The following is a 15,678-nucleotide window of genomic DNA, read 5'->3' on the forward strand; positions in this document are numbered from 1 at the left end:
TCATGCCGATGACTGCGATCCGCATCGACAAATTGCTATTTTTTCTGCGGATCGCGAAAAGCCGCAGCTTGGCCCATAGCTGGACTGACGAAGGGCATATCCGGGTTAACGGGCGCAGGATCGAAAAGGGCAGCGCTGCCGTTTGTATCGGCGATATTGTGACATTGCCTCAAGGCGAAGGGGCAGTAACTTTTAAGCTACTCTCTATGCCTTTGCGCCGTGGTCCCGCAGCGGAGGCAAAGTCGTGCTATCAGCTCATCGATTAAAAATTTGCACAAAGACGCATAACTGCGTTGACTTGACCCTGCATCTGACAATAGGCAGGGACAGTGAAGCGGACAACCCGCCGCTGCGTTTGGGAGAATTCCACCGATGACTTATGTTGTTACCGATGCCTGCATCCGCTGCAAATACATGGATTGTGTTGAAGTGTGTCCGGTGGATTGTTTCTACGAAGGCGACAATATGCTCGTCATCAACCCGAACGAGTGCATCGATTGCGGCGTATGTGAGCCAGAGTGCCCTGCTGAAGCCATTTTGCCCGACACTGAAAGTGGACTGGAGCAATGGCTTGAACTTAACGCAACTTATAGTGCGGAATGGCCGAACATTACCAGCAGCCGGGAACCACCTGCTGACGCCGATGAGCATAAAGGCGAAGAAGGAAAATTCGATAAATATTTCTCAGCAGATCCTGGTGAGGGCGACTAAGACCTTCGTTCTCGCAACCAGTTCTTTTGGTATTTTTCGACCTCGCGCAACGCGGAAAAGACAGACATTTCCAAATTGGTTCGGCCCGTGCGACCCAAGGCATAGATTTGGCTATAATACCAATATTGCACCGCGAACCCATCAATGGCGCGGATCAGCTTTATTTTACGTAATCCTGCGAGCCAATCCGGCAGCAACGCCAGCTGCGTTTCGGTTTTTGGTAATATCGCCATACCACTCAGAAGTCTTTTCGGTGCATCAGTAAGCACACAAAGTGGGCGGCCCAAGCCGATAACGTCGGCTGCACCCGTCTTGAGTGCTTGCTCCATAGCTGACGCACTCCGAAAGCCGCCTGTAACCATGAGCGGTATAGACAGCTCGTCTTTCATAGCTTTGGCGAAATCCACGAAATAGGCTTCGCGAGCGAGTGTTGTCTCGGCTATATTTTGAGGTTCTGCTGCCTCCAACCCCTCGATACCGAGCAATTTAGGCTGTTCATATGTGCCGCCCGAAATCTCGATGAGGTCGACGCCAGCATCTTGTAGCCAGCGAGCAACCTGGATACTTTCCTCAAAAGCAAAACCGCCCCTTTGGAAATCTGCGCTGTTAAGTTTGACGGATATAGGAAATGCAGGTCCAACCAGCTGACGTACCGTATTGATTGTAAACATCAGGAAACGAGCTCGATTTTCAAGGCTGCCGCCCCAGCGATCTTCGCGAAGATTGCTGCGCGGGCTTAAAAACTGGGATATCAAATATCCATGCGCCGCGTGGATTTGCACACCTGTAAAGCCGACTTCTTTGCATATCTGAGCAGCCTGGCCAAAACGGCTGATTAAATTAAGAATTTCTGTTTCAGTCAGGGCAACTGGTACGCCGAATTGGCCCCCCGGCAAGACCAGTTTGACTGCAGACGGCGCTTTTGGGCGGGGATTGACAGGTTTCATAGTCTGCCGACCCGCATGGCTGATCTGCGCCCAGAAATGGTTGCCACCCCTTGTCGCGGCTGCCGTCCAGCGCATTAGTGCTTCGCGCATTTCTGGCGTAGGCATCCTGTCAATTATGACATTGCCGGGCCGTTCCAGGTGATCGCGATCGATTTGGATATTACCCGACAGATGCAACCCAGCGCCGCCATCCGACCAAATTCCATACAGCTTTTCCAGCTCCGGGGTTGGCTGTCCGTCTTTATCGGCAAGCCCTTCGGTCATGGCCGCTTTAGCGATGCGGTTTGGCAGTTGCGCGCCGCATGGCAATGACAAAGGATCGGCCAGTTTCATTCGGTTGCTGCTTTTTCAACTGCGACTTCTGGCGCAGGTACGTCTGCATTCTCCTCTGGCTTCTCTCCAGACTTAGCGTTTTCCTTTACCTCCACAGGCGGTGCAGCTTCTAATGGGCCTTCATCGGTTGAGGTGTCTGTGATTATTATATCGTCGCTAATTGTCCCTTCGAGATTTTCCAAATCGTCCACGCGCGTTTCGGTAACCTTTTTGTCTTCTTTGGTGTCACTACAGGCCGATAAACCCAGAATTAAAATAGCTGCGACTATGTAGTTGGTACGCATCATTATATCTCCTCAGGCGGCAGTGAATCGCAAAATGCGTCCGATACATCGGCAACGGTGTTAAGGAATCTCGGAAAAGTCGAAAACAAGGCCGCGTCAAATTCTGAAAGCGATGCTTTGATCCCCAGCTCGGCGAGGCTGGTGACAGGATATTCCGCGATGCCGCACGGAACAATTCCGGCAAAATGGCTAAGATCAGGAGCAATATTGACTGCAAAGCCGTGCATTGTAACCCAGCGTCGGATACGCACGCCAATTGCACCGATTTTCGCCTCTTGTCCGCCGAGCGTGTCGCACCAAATACCGATACGCCCTTCGGCCCTTCGTGCGCGCACATCGAACTGCGCCAATGCGTCAATTACCCAGCCTTCCAAGGCATGAACATAGCACCGCACATCTTTGCCCCGTTTCGCAAGATCCAACATGACATAGCCAACGCGCTGTCCCGGACCGTGGTAGGTATATCGTCCGCCGCGGCCGCTATTATAAACCGGAAATTGTCGACTGAGAAGCTCTGCAGGGTCCGCACTCGTTCCACCTGTATACAAGGGAGGATGTTCGAGCAGCCACACCAATTCCCGCGCGCCTTTTTCCCGGATGTCGGCTTGCAGTAATTCCATGCGGGTTACTGCGTCCGGATAAGGAGTAAGGCCCTCCGTAACTTCCCAAGTGACGTTCATGGAATTAATGGAATCTGAGGCGCGGCGTGGCGATCTATCAGGCCACACAGTCGGGGGTCAGCAAAGGTTTCGATTTGCCGCTGAAAGGGTACAAAACCCGATTTCATGTAAAATGCAAGCGCGTTTGGTGCGTCGAGCGTGCAGGTATGCAGCCACATACGGGCAACACCTGGTTCGCTCCACCCGAACTGCAACGCCATGGTCATCAGCCACCTGCCATGACCTTTGCCGGAAAGTTCTGGCACAAGGCCAAGGAATGAAATTTCGCATTCCTCCTTAACCCGGAAATCCAATTCAATTATACCCAATTCAACCCCGCGTTTATCGATAACGGCCCAAATGCGGACTTGCGGGTCATGTATAATTTCACAAAGCGCGGTCTCATCTAGGGTTAGGCGGGAGCACCAGAGCCAAGGCTCACCTACCCGGCGATACAGCATCCGATATTTTTCGGCAGACGGATTTTCCCATCGCGCAAGGCTCAAGTCCGAAATGGGTTGAGCGCGCAAAGGTGGTCGGTGCAGCATTTCCAATGATGTGACGATGGTACCAATGAATCCGGGATCAATGGGTTTAAAAGGCATAAAGTCTCAGTCCCAAACCACTTCCGGAGGCAGACTCATCAATATAGCATCCACATTACCGCCGGTTTTCAAACCAAAGGTTGTGCCCCGGTCATATACCAAATTAAATTCTGCATATAGACCGCGCCACCGCCGCTGGGCCTGCTTTTGCTCTGGTGTATATTCCATGTTCATCCGGCGGCGTACCAGCTTGGGGAATATATCCAGAAATGCCTCACCAACATCGCGGGTCAAAGCGAAATTTTGTTCAAATAGCGCGTCGCTGCTGTTTTCGAGATGATCGTAGAATATGCCACCAACGCCGCGATGAACGCCCCGATGTGGTATCCAGAAGTAATCTTCAGCCCATGCGCGATATTTTTCATAGACTTCAGGACCATAAGGCGCACATGCCGCACGCAGTCGTGCATGGAAATCTGCGGTATCCTCTTCATAAGGAATCGGCGGATTTAGGTCTGCTCCGCCGCCAAACCAGCTTTTGGTGGTGAACAGGTAGCGCGTATTCATATGTACGGCGGGAACATGCGGGTTGGACATATGCGCGACGAGACTGATTCCGGTTGCAAAGAAAGTCGGATCTTCGGCGGCACCGTGAATGGTTTTGGCAAATTCCGGATTAAAACTGCCGCCAACGGTCGATACATTGACACCGACTTTTTCGAAAACCTTGCCTTTCATAACACCGCGCACACCGCCACCACCAGGCGAACCGCCATGGTCGGTCCGATCCCATGGGGTATATTCAAATTCTGAATCCGAACCGGCTTCTCGTTCAATTTCTTCAAATGAAGCGCAAATCCGGTCTCTCAGTGTTTCAAACCATGCACGCGCAGCCTGCTGGCGGGTGTCTAGGGTGAGTGTCACGCATCTTCTCCCGGAAATTGATTTGTTTGTCTTAAGGCCTCTGCCAAAGCGATGCCAGTCGATACCGCAATATTCAAGGAACGAAATTCAGGGCGCATGGGAATATACACGCGGGCATCCACAAGCTGGTGTATTTCGGCGGGAACGCCCTGGCTTTCCGACCCCATCAGTAAAACGTCATCGGGCCGAAATTCAAAAGACGTCAGCGACACTGACGCCTTTGTTGTCATAAGCACCAGCCTTGATGGCGCGATCGAACCTCTAAATTCTGACCAGTCGGCGTGGCGAGCCAGTATGGCTTTGGCCGCATAGTCCATACCTGCGCGCTTCAAAGCACGATCCGAAAAGGCAAAGCCGCATGGCTCGATAATATCGCATGGTACGCCAAAACAAGCCGATATCCTTAATATCGCTCCCACATTTCCGGCGATATCTGGTTGAAATAGCGCAATACGCATAGAAAATCCTGCCTGCTGGAAACGAATTTGTGACGATTAGCGCTTATGTGGTGCTGATGGCAACAGCGCCCACCGTTTCCGTAATTATGAGCGTCTACAATGGCGCGCCGTATCTCTACGCCAGCATCCAATCCATTTTACAGCAGCGTTTTGACGATTTTGAATTTCTGGTTGTTAATGATGGATCTAGCGATGGCAGTTCGGAGATTTTGCAAAATCTTGCTGCTGCCGACAGCCGTATTCGGCTAATCGAGCGTGAAAACCGGGGGTTGGTTTTTAGCCTGAACGAGCTTGTGGCGGAAGCGCGTGCGCCGTTGCTTGCAAGAATGGATTGCGATGACATCGCTATGCCTGACCGCTTTTCGAAGCAGGTCGCATTCATGCGGACCAATCCTGAAATCGGGGTATTGGGCAGTAATACCCATGATTTGAACGAAGAAGGCCTAATAATAAAGGCAACAGAGGAATATCCGCTTTCTCCATCGGCTGCGAGTGACTGGCTAAAAAACGGTCCTCCCGTTTGCCATCCCTCGGTAATGATGCGTACGGCCATTATCCGCGAATTGGGGGGATATCGCGCCGCTTTTCGTCATGCGGAAGATTATGACTTATGGCTACGCGCTGCCTTGATAACCGATATATGTAACTTGCCAGACCGGCTATTGCTGTACCGTCGTAGTCCGCAACAGATTAGCCAGAAACATGCGGGCGAACAAGCAAAGGCCGCTGCCGTTGCGTGGCTGGACTATATTAGACGGTGCGATGGTCATAGCAGCTTGTTTGATGGTAGGCCTTGTTTGCCGCAACATGACGAACTTGATCAGCTATTTGATCAGGCGGGCGCATCGGCATTTGTAAGGCGTAAAGTGGTTGAACGGTTGCGTTATTCAAATGAAATGCTTGAGGGACCAGACTTTAACATGATGGTGCAGCAAGTCCGGGCCGGCGAAAGCTTTGATGGGGTGGTTCGGACTATCTTACGACTCGGTCGAAAAGGTCGTATGTTGCGTGCACTTATCCTCGCATCTGCGGTCGCTGGTCTTGTTATAAGCAGTTCATAACAGAGTATATTTTACAACAATTAACAAGTTCAGAGGTTGGCGTCCCACGCTGGCACAGCGCGAAATACGCAGGCGCAGACTGCACAGATTTCATGTAATGGCGCTGTCTGTCACGCCCTTTTACGCCGTTTTTGCAAAGCACCTCATGATACATGAACACATCAATGAAGCGAGCTCTCCGCAAAAAGGACGAATTCGCAATGTTCCACATCGACGCTTGATTGGTACACGGGAGATTGTGCTGGTTCTTTTGGCATTTGCTTTGTTGGCGTTAGTGCCTTCGGTTGCCCAAATAGCACCATTTGGAACATCAAAAGGCGATGCAAAGGTCATTCAGTTGAAATGGCACGCTGAATTGCCGAACGAGAATTTTCCAGGATCTGCCTTTTTTTATCTCGATAACGAGGCTGCGGCTGTTCCGGTGGTATCAGATTTGCCCGATATCTCGCAAAAAGGCGAGCTAGCCATTCCTTCCGAAAATGCGGCGCGGCCTTTTATGCTTCGTGCGGGGACCGTTGAGCATAATCGTGCATTGAAATGTCTGTCGGATGCCATTTATTATGAAGCGGCGAATGAACCTGATGCAGGGCAGCGTGCTGTTGCCCAGGTTATATTGAACCGGATGCGGCACCCGACATTTCCCAACAGTGTGTGTGGTGTAATCTATCAAGGGTCAGAGCGGGCCACAGGGTGTCAATTTAGTTACAGCTGCGATGGCTCAATGGCACGCGTGCCAGCCAGAATTTCCTGGCAGCGCGCCCAAAATGTCGCGGCGCAAGCTTTGGCGGGTTACGTATATGCGCCGGTCGGCATGGCTACGCATTATCACGCGACGTACGTATATCCTTATTGGGCACCCAGCTTGAATTTTGTTTCAACCATTGGCGCCCACCGTTTTTACAGTTGGAAAGGTAATGCTGGTCGTTTTTCAGCTTTCTTCAGGACACATGCAGGCATTGAACCATTTCCTGGTCCCAAGCCGCGATCACTTCAGGCATCGGCGACTGATGATCTTGACCCTATAATACTGCAACAAAGATATGAAAAAGAATTTGCAGCGGCACGACTGTTGGCTGAACAGCAGGCGCAATCGGCAGCACGCACAACCGCAGCAGCTGTTTATTTTCATCCGGATTATTCGCAGGAACTTCCTTCAAAATTTGAAAGTATGTCTGAAACAAAAGATAATTTACCGCAAGCGACCAACGTGAAACCGGAATATCAAAACAGCGGTTCATGGAAATCGCAACCAATAGGATAAGTTTTTTTGGTGCGTCCACTTTCCGGTTTGCAACTGGATTTGAGTGGTATGAAATAATTTTCAAAAATTGATAAACTTAGGACCGAAGCTGCCGTTTTACTTGTTAGACCGGTTGGACAGCCATTTCTTGAGCGGCGCAAGCCGCGATACTGGTCCATCTGAAATGGCTTTCTGCGTGGTCGGCAGGCGTTGAAGGGTTCAACCCATCACGTCATAAAACATCGGCCTCCGGACGCGATCCCACATCCACGCGACCGGAGGCCGACAGTTACTTTTTGACTGAAAATGTGGCTTTTAATCCGCCTTCTTCGCGATTTATAAGAACAAGATCCCCGCCGTGCGCGCGCGCTATAGCGCGGGAGATAGTCAGACCGAGGCCAGAACCGCCTGTGGACCTGCTGCGTGATTTTTCTGCTCGGGTAAACGGTTCATACATATTATCGATCAAGGATGCTTCAATTCCGCTTCCTTGATCGCTAATGATAATTTCAATGGATCCCGCTTTCTCGAGAATCTCAATTCGAGCTATTTTCCCATAAATGATTGCATTGTCGATCAAATTACGAAGCGCCCGACGTACTAGTACCGGACGAATAGTGGCGATAAAGCGATGGTCCGGCACGCGATATTCGACTGGATCAAATTCTTGCGCGATAGCTTCCACTAAAGCGCCTATATCCACAGACTGTGCTGTTTCGCCCGACTTGCCGAGCCGCGCAAGTGTCAATATGTCATCCAGAATCGTAACCATCTCATCAATGGTCGATGCCATTTTCTCCCGTTCCGGCTCATCTTCGACTGATTCAATGCGAACACGAAGGGCCGCCAAAGGCGTTTTTAGGTCATGCCCGATGGCACCTAGCATCACATCCTTTTCGCCCAACAACGTAGATACCCGAGATTGCATGGCGTTAAATGCCTCAATCAATTGCCTGACATCGTCGGGTCCAGCAGAGGGAAGTTCATTGATTTCATTAGACAATCCAAACTTCTGAACACTGGCCGTTAACTGGTTTAGGGGATTTGCGATCCTGCGAGCCACCAGCGCCAGCGGTATCATAACTGCGATGAAAAGCGTAAGCGTCTGCAACAGAAGTGCGATGACCGAAGCATTTTCATAAGGTCGAACCAGGCCTGCTGCGTTGATCCATCTGCCGTCGGGTAAGCGCGCTGACAACAATATGGCTGTTTTGGGTTTTTGATGATCGGGTGATCGAAACCGGCCAGCTTGCCAGCGTCGCAATGGCGGTTCGCGTAGCTGTGCGGGCAACAAATGCACAGGAGCTGAGAAAATTTTCACATTTGTCAGGGCTATATCCCCCTGACTCAGGAACTCCTGCGCCCGTTCCGTCAATTCATGCTGTTCGCTGGCGCTTTCGATTATGACGGGTCCATTATATAGCCCAATCGCGACGGGGGAATAACGCTTTTGATGGCCACGTTTCAGGGGCCGACCCAATTTTGACCACTGGTCTCGCTGAGCAATTGGTGTGCCTTCGGCTTCCAAGCGTTCGATCTGGTTTGTGACACGACTTACGACCATCGCGGCTGTTTCGGAAGCGGCGCGATTCCGAACGCCCATCATGAGCAGGGTCGCGTTGATCATCTGCGCGACAAGCAACGCAGACGCCGCCACCAGCAATATTTGTCCATAGAGGTTTCGTGGCCAAAAACGGGCGATCCGCTCCGGAATCATAACCGTTTTACCTCTGTTGAGAACCGATATCCGCCGCCCCAAATAGTTTTGATGTGCTGCGGATCTTTCGGCTCCGCTTCAATCTTTCGTCGCAAACGGCTGACTTGATTGTCGATCGCTCGATCAAAAGGGCCACCTTCACGACCGCGTGTTAAATCCAGTAAATGGTCTCTGGAAAGTATCTGTCCAGCGCGGCTGACCAGCGCCTCCAACATTCTGTGTTCGCCCGATGAAAGCGGCACAAGTACGCCTTGCGGGTCGTGCAAGGTTTGCTGCACACTGTTTAATGTCCAACCAGCGAAGCTGTACCGTTCTCCCATCCGATCCGATTTCGGTTTACCCGAAGAAACCCGGCGCAGAACTACTTTGACGCGGGCCACCAATTCACGCGGCGAGAATGGTTTGACGACATAGTCATCCGCGCCAATCTCCAGTCCTACAATCCGGTCTGTTTCCTCAGATTTTGCGGTCAACAAAATGACTGGCGGGCCGTCGTTGGCCGAGATGTGGCGGCAAAGGCTAAGCCCATCTTCGCCGGGCATCATGATGTCCAACAACACAAGGTCGATATCGTAAGAAAGCAAGGCAGACCGGGCCGTTGATGCGTCGGCCGCGTCTGTTATGCGAAATCCCTGGCGCTCAAGATACTTGCCAAGTGGCTCTCGAATTGAGGGTTCGTCATCAACGAGCAAGAGGTGGGGGCGGGACTTATTCATAGGTGCAGTTGCTATAGCTCTTGCCGTGAAGCACGCTAAATGGCCGGTGGAGGAAGGGGAAACTCCGCCGGCCAAATGTCGGCACGGTCATAACAACATTAAGTAATAACCTGGCCAATTAAGTGTTCTACTTTGTGTCAGGGGGTGTTTGGCGCGACCAGCGATCTTTTCGCATTGATTTGCGTTCGGTATCCGAAATGGTACCATCATTATTGTTATCGGCTCTGGCAAATCGGACTTCAGCGGCCTTGCGGAATTCGGCTTGCGTTACTGATTTGTCGCCATCGGTATCTGCCATAGCCAGCATTTTCATTCCGCCACCATTTGGTCCACTATGGCCTTTGCCCATGCCTACATGGCCATCATGTGGTCCGGTTCGTTTCATTCGCTTTGCATGGCGGTCACCGCGCATTGTGGCACGGGCCCGGGACGCAGTTATAAACTCGGCTTCACTGATCGCGCCATTTTTGTCGGCGTCCATTTCAGCAAAATGTTTCTTCATCATCGCTGTTCGATCGGTTTCATTCAATTGACCGTCGTTATTGGCGTCCATTTTAGCAAAGCGTGCATCGGCAGCAGATATCGCATCTGCCTTAGTCACAATTTTGTCGCCGTCCTGCTGTGTGGTGACACCGGGCGCAGCATAGAGCGCCACTGAAGTTAGCGAAATCGCTAAAATCGCGCCAACAATCTTGCTATTATCCATCTCATGTTTCCTTGTCTTCATGTCCGGCCAACGGACCGGATGAGCAATTTATAGATAGAATATGTCGCAATGCTTTGTCAGCGCAATGGCTGCATTGTCGCAATGTGTATCAAAGTGAGGAATTTGGAGCGGGTAAGGGGAATCGAACCCCTCTAGCTAGCTTGGAAGGCTAGTGCATTACCACTATGCTATACCCGCGCTCTGGTTTGAGCAATGAACGGGCCGCTATTGCCAGCAAGTTGCGCCGTCGTCAACGGGGCGATTGCAAAGAAAGAGGCCGCAAATCGCGGCCCCTTTTGAATTTTGAAATATCAACGGGCTTATCAATGTTTCTTTTCGGCCCAAATGCTCTTGTATGACATCCAGGCCAAGACCGTGAAAATGATGAGGAAGCCCAGAGCGGCCCAACCCGCACTTTTCCGGTTTTCCATCTTGGGTTCTGCCGTCCACGTCAGGAATGCGGAAACGTCCTTGGCCATTTGCGCCTGTGTGGCTTTGGTGCCGTCATCGTAAGTCACCTGATCGTCAGCGGCCAATGGTGATGCCATTGCGATGTTAAGGTTTGCGAAATACGGGTTATAATTCAATCCGTCAGGCGTCTTGGCATCAGGAAACTTTTCCAAAAGTTCCGCAGGCTGGGCATCTTCATAACCAGTCAGCAATGAATATACATAAGCAGGGCCATTCGCACGCGCCTTGGTAATCAACGAAAGATCAGGCGGTAACGCGTTGTTGTTTGCAGCGCGCGCAGCAACTTCGTTCGCAAAAGGCGAAGGAATTCTGTCCGCAGGAATAGCGGGACGGGTTGCAGGTTCCCCGGTTTCGGGGTTGATTGAAGGAACTTCGGTTTTCCAACCTTTTGCAATGGCCTTAACCTGTTCCTCGTCATAGCCCAATGCCGCGAAATCGCGGAAAGAGACGAGGCTAAGACTGTGACATGCCGAACAAACTTCCGCATATACTTTCAGCCCGCGCTGCAACTGTGCGGTATCGAACTTACCCAACGGACCGTCATGTGCGAAACTCACCGCTTTCGGCGTCTTGTGGAATTCATGCTCCGCTGTTGGAACAGCGGGTTCCTTGATCGCACCTATGACGGTGTCAGCAAGGCTGATGACCAGCATTCCGCTGAAAAACACGCCTACCAAAAAAGCTATTAAACGAACCATTGTAGCGGCTTTCCCTGTTTTATGCGGTCGCTGTTTGCAGCGGCTTGCCAGTTACGGCTTCGGTAATTGAATTGGGCAGCGGAAGCGGCCGTTCAATGCGCGAAACAATTGGCAGGATGATTAAAAAATGTGCGAAATAATAGGCGGAAGCAATCTGGCTCAAGACAACCCATTGTGTGTAGGGTGGTTGCGCGCCGCAGTAAGTAAGAACGAGCAAGCTGGGGATTAAGCCATACCAGAAGAACTTGCGGAACAGCGGACGATAATGCCCTGAACGAACGGGCGAAGTGTCAAGCCAAGGCAAGAAAAACAGCAGCAAGATAGAGCCGAACATTGCCAACACGCCCATCAGCTTTGCTTCGATAAGTACGATGCCCGTGAACGGTATGCCGAAGTTGACGGTGAAAGCCTTAAGGATTGCGTAGAATGGCAGGAAATACCATTCAGGAACGATGTGGGCCGGTGTCGACAGCGGATTAGCAGGAATATAGTTGTCCGCGTGACCAAGCAGATTTGGTGCGAAGAACGTGATGACAACGAAACCAATCAGGAAAACGCCAAGACCAAAGCCGTCCTTAGCCGTGTAATAAGGATGGAATGGAACAGTATCCTGCTCGCCCTTCACGCTTACGCCGGTCGGGTTTGACGATCCGGGGATGTGCAAAGCCCAAACGTGGAGGATGATTACACCTGCGATTACGAAAGGCAGCAGATAGTGGAGCGAGAAGAACCGGTTCAATGCCGCCTGATCGGGAGCAAAGCCACCGAGCAACAATTGCCGTAAAGGCTCACCAACCAAAGGAATTGCGGAGAAGAACCCGGTGATAACCTGCGCGCCCCAGAAGCTCATTTGGCCCCAAGGAAGTACATAGCCCATGAACGCGGTTGCCATCATAAGCAGGAAGATGACAACACCGAGCAACCAGATCATTTCCCGAGGTGCTTTGTACGAACCATAGAAAAGACCGCGGAAAATGTGGATATATACGACGATGAAGAAGAAACTTGCCCCGTTCATATGTGCGTAACGGATAAACCAGCCCGCATTCACATCGCGCATGATATGTTCGACCGAATTGAACGCACCATCGACGCTAGCATAATAATGCATGGCAAGGACGATACCGGTTACAATCTGGATAACCAGAGCAACACCGGCGAGAACGCCAAAGTTCCAGAAATAATTCAGATTGCGTGGCACAGGATAGCCCGCACCAATCGCATTATAAACCAGGCGCGGCAAAGGCAGACGTTCGTCTACCCATTTTGTCACAACGCCTTGTGGTTTATACTCATTTGCCCAAGGGAAGCTCATCTTATCTTAGCTCCTCAACCTATTTTCACGACTGTGTCGGAAAGAAAAACATATTCTGGAACCTGAAGGTTCAGCGGAGCCGGGCCTTTGCGGATACGACCGGCGGTATCATAATGCGAACCGTGGCAAGGGCAGAAATAGCCGCCATACTCACCTTTAACTTCACCCGAAGCCGCACCAAGCGGGACACATCCCAAATGCGTGCAGACGCCAAGGGTGATCAGCCAGTTTTCTTTACCCGGCTGTGTCCGTTCGGCCAGAGTCTGCGGCTCGCGAAGCGAACCAACGCTTACCTTGTTCGCCTCGGCAATTTCTTCGGCCGTAAGGTTACGAATGAAAACGGGTTGTTTGCGCCAGCTTGTTTTGATTGACTGGCCCGTTTGGATTGACGCCACATCCACTTCAATCGAGGCCATTGCGAGAACATCTGCGCTTGCGCTCATTTGCGACACAAGGGGAACTGCGACAGCTGCTACGCCGACACCGAGGAAGCTGACCGTTGCGATATGGATGAAGTCGCGGCGGCGCACGCCTTCGTCGCCGCTGTGGGGCGTTCCTGTATCTTCTGCAGAGGCAACGGCCGCAGTCGCTGTTGACTCGGCTGAAGCTTCAGACGCTTTTTTCCGCGGAGCTCTAGTAGTGCCTGTTGTCTTTTTGACCGTAGCCATATGCTGCCCTTATTACCGACGCGGATGTGATGCCCGCAATACCGTCGAAACCCCATGATATCCTGACATCGAACGAAATTTCATCTTCTTTGTCAGGGCGATTCAGCCGGTCTGATAGACGTCTTTTTGCAAATTTGCCAACAGGGAATTTGGCGGTTATCCTACTAAAAGTTTACGACACAGTTGCAAATTGCGAAACTGACGGAAAATTGCCGCTTTTGCTTGCTAGTGCATAGAAAATGAGCCTAAAGAGCGCCCCTTTGAAATGATTAAAGCTGGAGTAGTGGGCATGGCGACGGATTGGACGCCGGATAGTTGGAGAAACGCCAAGGGCATTCACATGCCCGAATATCAGGATTCAGCCGCGCTTGCCGCGACCGAAGAAACGCTTCGCAATTACCCGCCGCTGGTGTTTGCAGGGGAAGCACGCAACCTGACCGCTGATCTTGCCAAAGTGGTCGAAGGCAAGGCATTTCTGCTTCAGGGCGGCGACTGTGCCGAAAGCTTTGCGGAATTTCACCCTAACAATATCCGTGACACGTTCCGCGTCATCTTGCAGATGGCTGTGGTTCTGACTTTTGCCGGTAAGGTACCCGTGGTCAAGCTCGGCCGGATGGCGGGGCAATTTGCCAAGCCGCGTTCCACCCCCACAGAAACAATAGATGGCGTTGAACTCCCCAGCTATTTCGGCGACATTATCAATGACATCGAATTTAACGCAGCCGGTCGCGAACCCGACCCTGCGCGTATGGTGCGTGCCTATAGTCAGGCGGCATCGACACTAAACTTGCTGCGTGCCTTTTCCAACGGTGGATATGCCAATTTGCAGCAAGTTCATGCGTGGACCCATGATTATATGGGGCGTTCGCCTTGGGCGCAAAAATACAAAGAAACAGCAGACCGCATTGGTGAGGCTCTCGCGTTCATGGAAGCGTGCGGCATCACACCGGAAACGGTTCCGCAGATAAAAGGGACGAGTTTCTATACCAGCCACGAGGCTTTGCTGCTGCCCTACGAACAGGCGATGACCCGACAGGACAGCCTGACCGACCGGTGGTACGACACCTCGGCGCATTTCCTGTGGATTGGTGACCGGACGCGGTTTGAAGGTTCGGCGCATGTCGAATATCTGCGCGGCATCGGCAATCCTATCGGGATTAAATGCGGACCCAGCCTGGAACCCGACGCCTTGTTACGGATGCTCGACACGTTGAATCCATCGCGGGAGGCGGGGCGGATAACCCTGATTTCGCGCTATGGCTATGACAAGGTTGAGAGCGGTCTGCCCAAGCTGATTCGTGCTGTGCAACAGGAAGGCCATCCCGTCATCTGGTCATGCGACCCGATGCACGGCAATGTGGTGAAATCGGCCAGCGGTTACAAAACCCGGCCCTTCGAACGCATATTGGCCGAAGTGCGCGGATTTTTCGCTGTCCATCGGGCAGAGGGTAGCTTTGGCGGTGGCATCCATATCGAAATGACGGGCCAGAATGTGACCGAATGCACAGGCGGTGCTGTCGCGGTGACTGATGAAGGTTTGGCAGATCGCTACCATACCCATTGCGACCCGCGCTTGAATGCGGCACAATCCCTTGAACTGGCGTTTTTGCTTGCTGAAATGTTAAATCAGGAACTGAACGAACGCGCCAGACAAGCAGCGTGAGCATTGGTATCGCGATGCGCTATACATTATGTGCCTTAAGTGTCGCCCTGTTGGTATCGGCTTGCTCGTCGGGCGTCGAAACGCGCATCGATAGCGCAGGATTGAGCGCATTAAATGTCCAGTCCTTTAGTGGCGCAGCCGCCGAAGATGCGCCGGCCGATTTGAAACAGGCTTATACCCTTGCCCGGGACGCCCTTGTTTCACGCGGATTTACGCCTGCACAAGACGGGGGTCTTTTGCTCCAAGTCACACTTGATTCACGCGATGCTTCATTGGCGTTGGGGACAAGCGCGGGACAAGCAAACCTGTCCGCGGCCAAACGCCATAAGCCATTGCAAAGCTGCGCGGATAAGGAATTTCGTCTCGGGCTAACAATGACCAGGATCGGCGACGGCATCGAAATTTACCGCAGCCGTGTAGCGGAATATCACTGCAAAATGCCCCTGACAGACGCGCTGCCATTTATGGTCAACACGGCTTTGACAGATTTGGGCAAGCCTCGCGGAAGTTACCTTGTTCGGCGGAACGCTGTCGAATAGGTTTTTGAGTCTGTTCGCGTAGA

The 15,678-nt window shown here is 51.9% G+C and carries 18 protein-coding genes and 1 tRNA gene; 6 read left to right on the top strand and 13 right to left on the bottom strand.

Annotated features, from left to right (window positions below):
* The first annotated feature begins 2 nt into the window (after window positions 1-2).
* Both ACEW72_RS05850 and fdxA read left to right on the top strand, forming a co-directional pair.
* Entirely contained in the window at window positions 3-266 is a 264-nt protein-coding gene (locus ACEW72_RS05850) for an RNA-binding S4 domain-containing protein (protein ID WP_373475445.1), read from the top strand.
* A 106-nt stretch (window positions 267-372) separates the two neighbouring features.
* A complete protein-coding gene (gene fdxA / locus ACEW72_RS05855; protein WP_160353301.1) occupies window positions 373-711 on the top strand; it encodes a ferredoxin FdxA in 339 nt (112 codons plus the stop codon).
* Here the strand turns inward: fdxA and ACEW72_RS05860 are convergent.
* Genes ACEW72_RS05860 through ACEW72_RS05885 form a run of 6 tightly spaced genes read right to left on the bottom strand, consistent with a single transcriptional unit; the run spans window position 708 to window position 4,861 of the window.
* A complete protein-coding gene (locus tag ACEW72_RS05860) occupies window positions 708-1,991 on the bottom strand; it encodes an NADH:flavin oxidoreductase/NADH oxidase family protein (RefSeq protein WP_373475446.1) in 1,284 nt (427 codons plus the stop codon). The two genes, fdxA and ACEW72_RS05860, sit on opposite strands and share 4 nt — an antisense overlap.
* Entirely contained in the window at window positions 1,988-2,278 is a 291-nt protein-coding gene (locus tag ACEW72_RS05865) for a hypothetical protein (protein WP_373475447.1), read from the bottom strand. Before ACEW72_RS05865 ends, ACEW72_RS05860 begins: the two co-directional genes overlap by 4 nt.
* The gene (gene lipB, locus ACEW72_RS05870) at window positions 2,278-2,955 is read right to left on the bottom strand and encodes a lipoyl(octanoyl) transferase LipB (RefSeq protein WP_373475448.1); all 678 of its coding nucleotides are present in this window, start codon (window positions 2,953-2,955) and stop codon (window positions 2,278-2,280) included. The genes ACEW72_RS05865 and lipB overlap by 1 nt, the downstream gene beginning before the upstream one ends.
* Window positions 2,952-3,539, bottom strand: coding sequence for a GNAT family N-acetyltransferase (locus tag ACEW72_RS05875; protein WP_373475449.1), 588 nt, complete (start codon window positions 3,537-3,539; stop codon window positions 2,952-2,954). Before ACEW72_RS05875 ends, lipB begins: the two co-directional genes overlap by 4 nt.
* A 6-nt stretch (window positions 3,540-3,545) precedes the next feature.
* Window positions 3,546-4,403 carry an oxygen-dependent coproporphyrinogen oxidase gene (gene hemF / locus ACEW72_RS05880; RefSeq protein WP_373475450.1) on the bottom strand — a complete coding sequence of 286 codons (858 nt, stop codon included), beginning with the start codon at window positions 4,401-4,403 and terminating at the stop codon, window positions 3,546-3,548.
* On the bottom strand, window positions 4,400-4,861 hold the full coding sequence (locus ACEW72_RS05885; protein ID WP_373475451.1) for a tRNA (cytidine(34)-2'-O)-methyltransferase: 462 nt from the start codon (window positions 4,859-4,861) through the stop codon (window positions 4,400-4,402). The genes hemF and ACEW72_RS05885 overlap by 4 nt, the downstream gene beginning before the upstream one ends.
* Window positions 4,862-4,890: 29 nt before the next feature.
* Here ACEW72_RS05885 and ACEW72_RS05890 point away from each other — a divergent pair, with 29 nt between their 5' ends.
* Window positions 4,891-5,922: a glycosyltransferase family 2 protein gene (locus ACEW72_RS05890; protein ID WP_373475452.1), complete on the top strand. Its 1,032-nt coding sequence runs from the start codon at window positions 4,891-4,893 to the stop codon at window positions 5,920-5,922.
* Between the two features lie 145 nt (window positions 5,923-6,067).
* Window positions 6,068-7,183: a cell wall hydrolase gene (locus ACEW72_RS05895; RefSeq protein ID WP_373475453.1), complete on the top strand. Its 1,116-nt coding sequence runs from the start codon at window positions 6,068-6,070 to the stop codon at window positions 7,181-7,183.
* 268 nt (window positions 7,184-7,451) lie between these two features.
* Here ACEW72_RS05895 and ACEW72_RS05900 read toward each other — a convergent pair whose 3' ends face one another.
* The 7 genes from ACEW72_RS05900 to petA all read right to left on the bottom strand — a co-directional run bounded on the left by ACEW72_RS05900 (window position 7,452) and on the right by petA (window position 13,453).
* Window positions 7,452-8,879: a sensor histidine kinase gene (locus tag ACEW72_RS05900; protein WP_373475454.1), complete on the bottom strand. Its 1,428-nt coding sequence runs from the start codon at window positions 8,877-8,879 to the stop codon at window positions 7,452-7,454.
* Window positions 8,876-9,595, bottom strand: coding sequence for a response regulator (locus ACEW72_RS05905; protein WP_373475455.1), 720 nt, complete (start codon window positions 9,593-9,595; stop codon window positions 8,876-8,878). Before ACEW72_RS05905 ends, ACEW72_RS05900 begins: the two co-directional genes overlap by 4 nt.
* A gap of 127 nt (window positions 9,596-9,722) precedes the next feature.
* Entirely contained in the window at window positions 9,723-10,301 is a 579-nt protein-coding gene (locus ACEW72_RS05910; protein WP_373475456.1) for an EF-hand domain-containing protein, read from the bottom strand.
* Window positions 10,302-10,425: 124 nt separating this feature from the next.
* Window positions 10,426-10,499 (bottom strand) — tRNA-Gly (locus ACEW72_RS05915).
* A 125-nt stretch (window positions 10,500-10,624) separates the two neighbouring features.
* The gene (locus ACEW72_RS05920) at window positions 10,625-11,470 is read right to left on the bottom strand and encodes a cytochrome c1 (protein WP_373475457.1); all 846 of its coding nucleotides are present in this window, start codon (window positions 11,468-11,470) and stop codon (window positions 10,625-10,627) included.
* Between the two features lie 19 nt (window positions 11,471-11,489).
* A complete protein-coding gene (locus ACEW72_RS05925; protein ID WP_373475458.1) occupies window positions 11,490-12,785 on the bottom strand; it encodes a cytochrome bc complex cytochrome b subunit in 1,296 nt (431 codons plus the stop codon).
* Window positions 12,786-12,799: 14 nt separating this feature from the next.
* A complete protein-coding gene (petA, locus tag ACEW72_RS05930; protein WP_373475459.1) occupies window positions 12,800-13,453 on the bottom strand; it encodes a ubiquinol-cytochrome c reductase iron-sulfur subunit in 654 nt (217 codons plus the stop codon).
* 289 nt (window positions 13,454-13,742) lie between these two features.
* Between petA and ACEW72_RS05935 the strand changes: the two genes are divergently transcribed.
* A complete protein-coding gene (locus ACEW72_RS05935; RefSeq protein ID WP_373475460.1) occupies window positions 13,743-15,116 on the top strand; it encodes a class II 3-deoxy-7-phosphoheptulonate synthase in 1,374 nt (457 codons plus the stop codon).
* On the top strand, window positions 15,113-15,655 hold the full coding sequence (locus tag ACEW72_RS05940; RefSeq protein WP_373475461.1) for a hypothetical protein: 543 nt from the start codon (window positions 15,113-15,115) through the stop codon (window positions 15,653-15,655). The genes ACEW72_RS05935 and ACEW72_RS05940 overlap by 4 nt, the downstream gene beginning before the upstream one ends.
* Window positions 15,656-15,678: the final 23 nt, after the last annotated feature.

Origin of the sequence: Sphingorhabdus sp. (genome assembly GCF_041737645.1) — a bacterium.
Taxonomy (GTDB): Bacteria; Pseudomonadota; Alphaproteobacteria; order Sphingomonadales; family Sphingomonadaceae; genus Sphingorhabdus_B.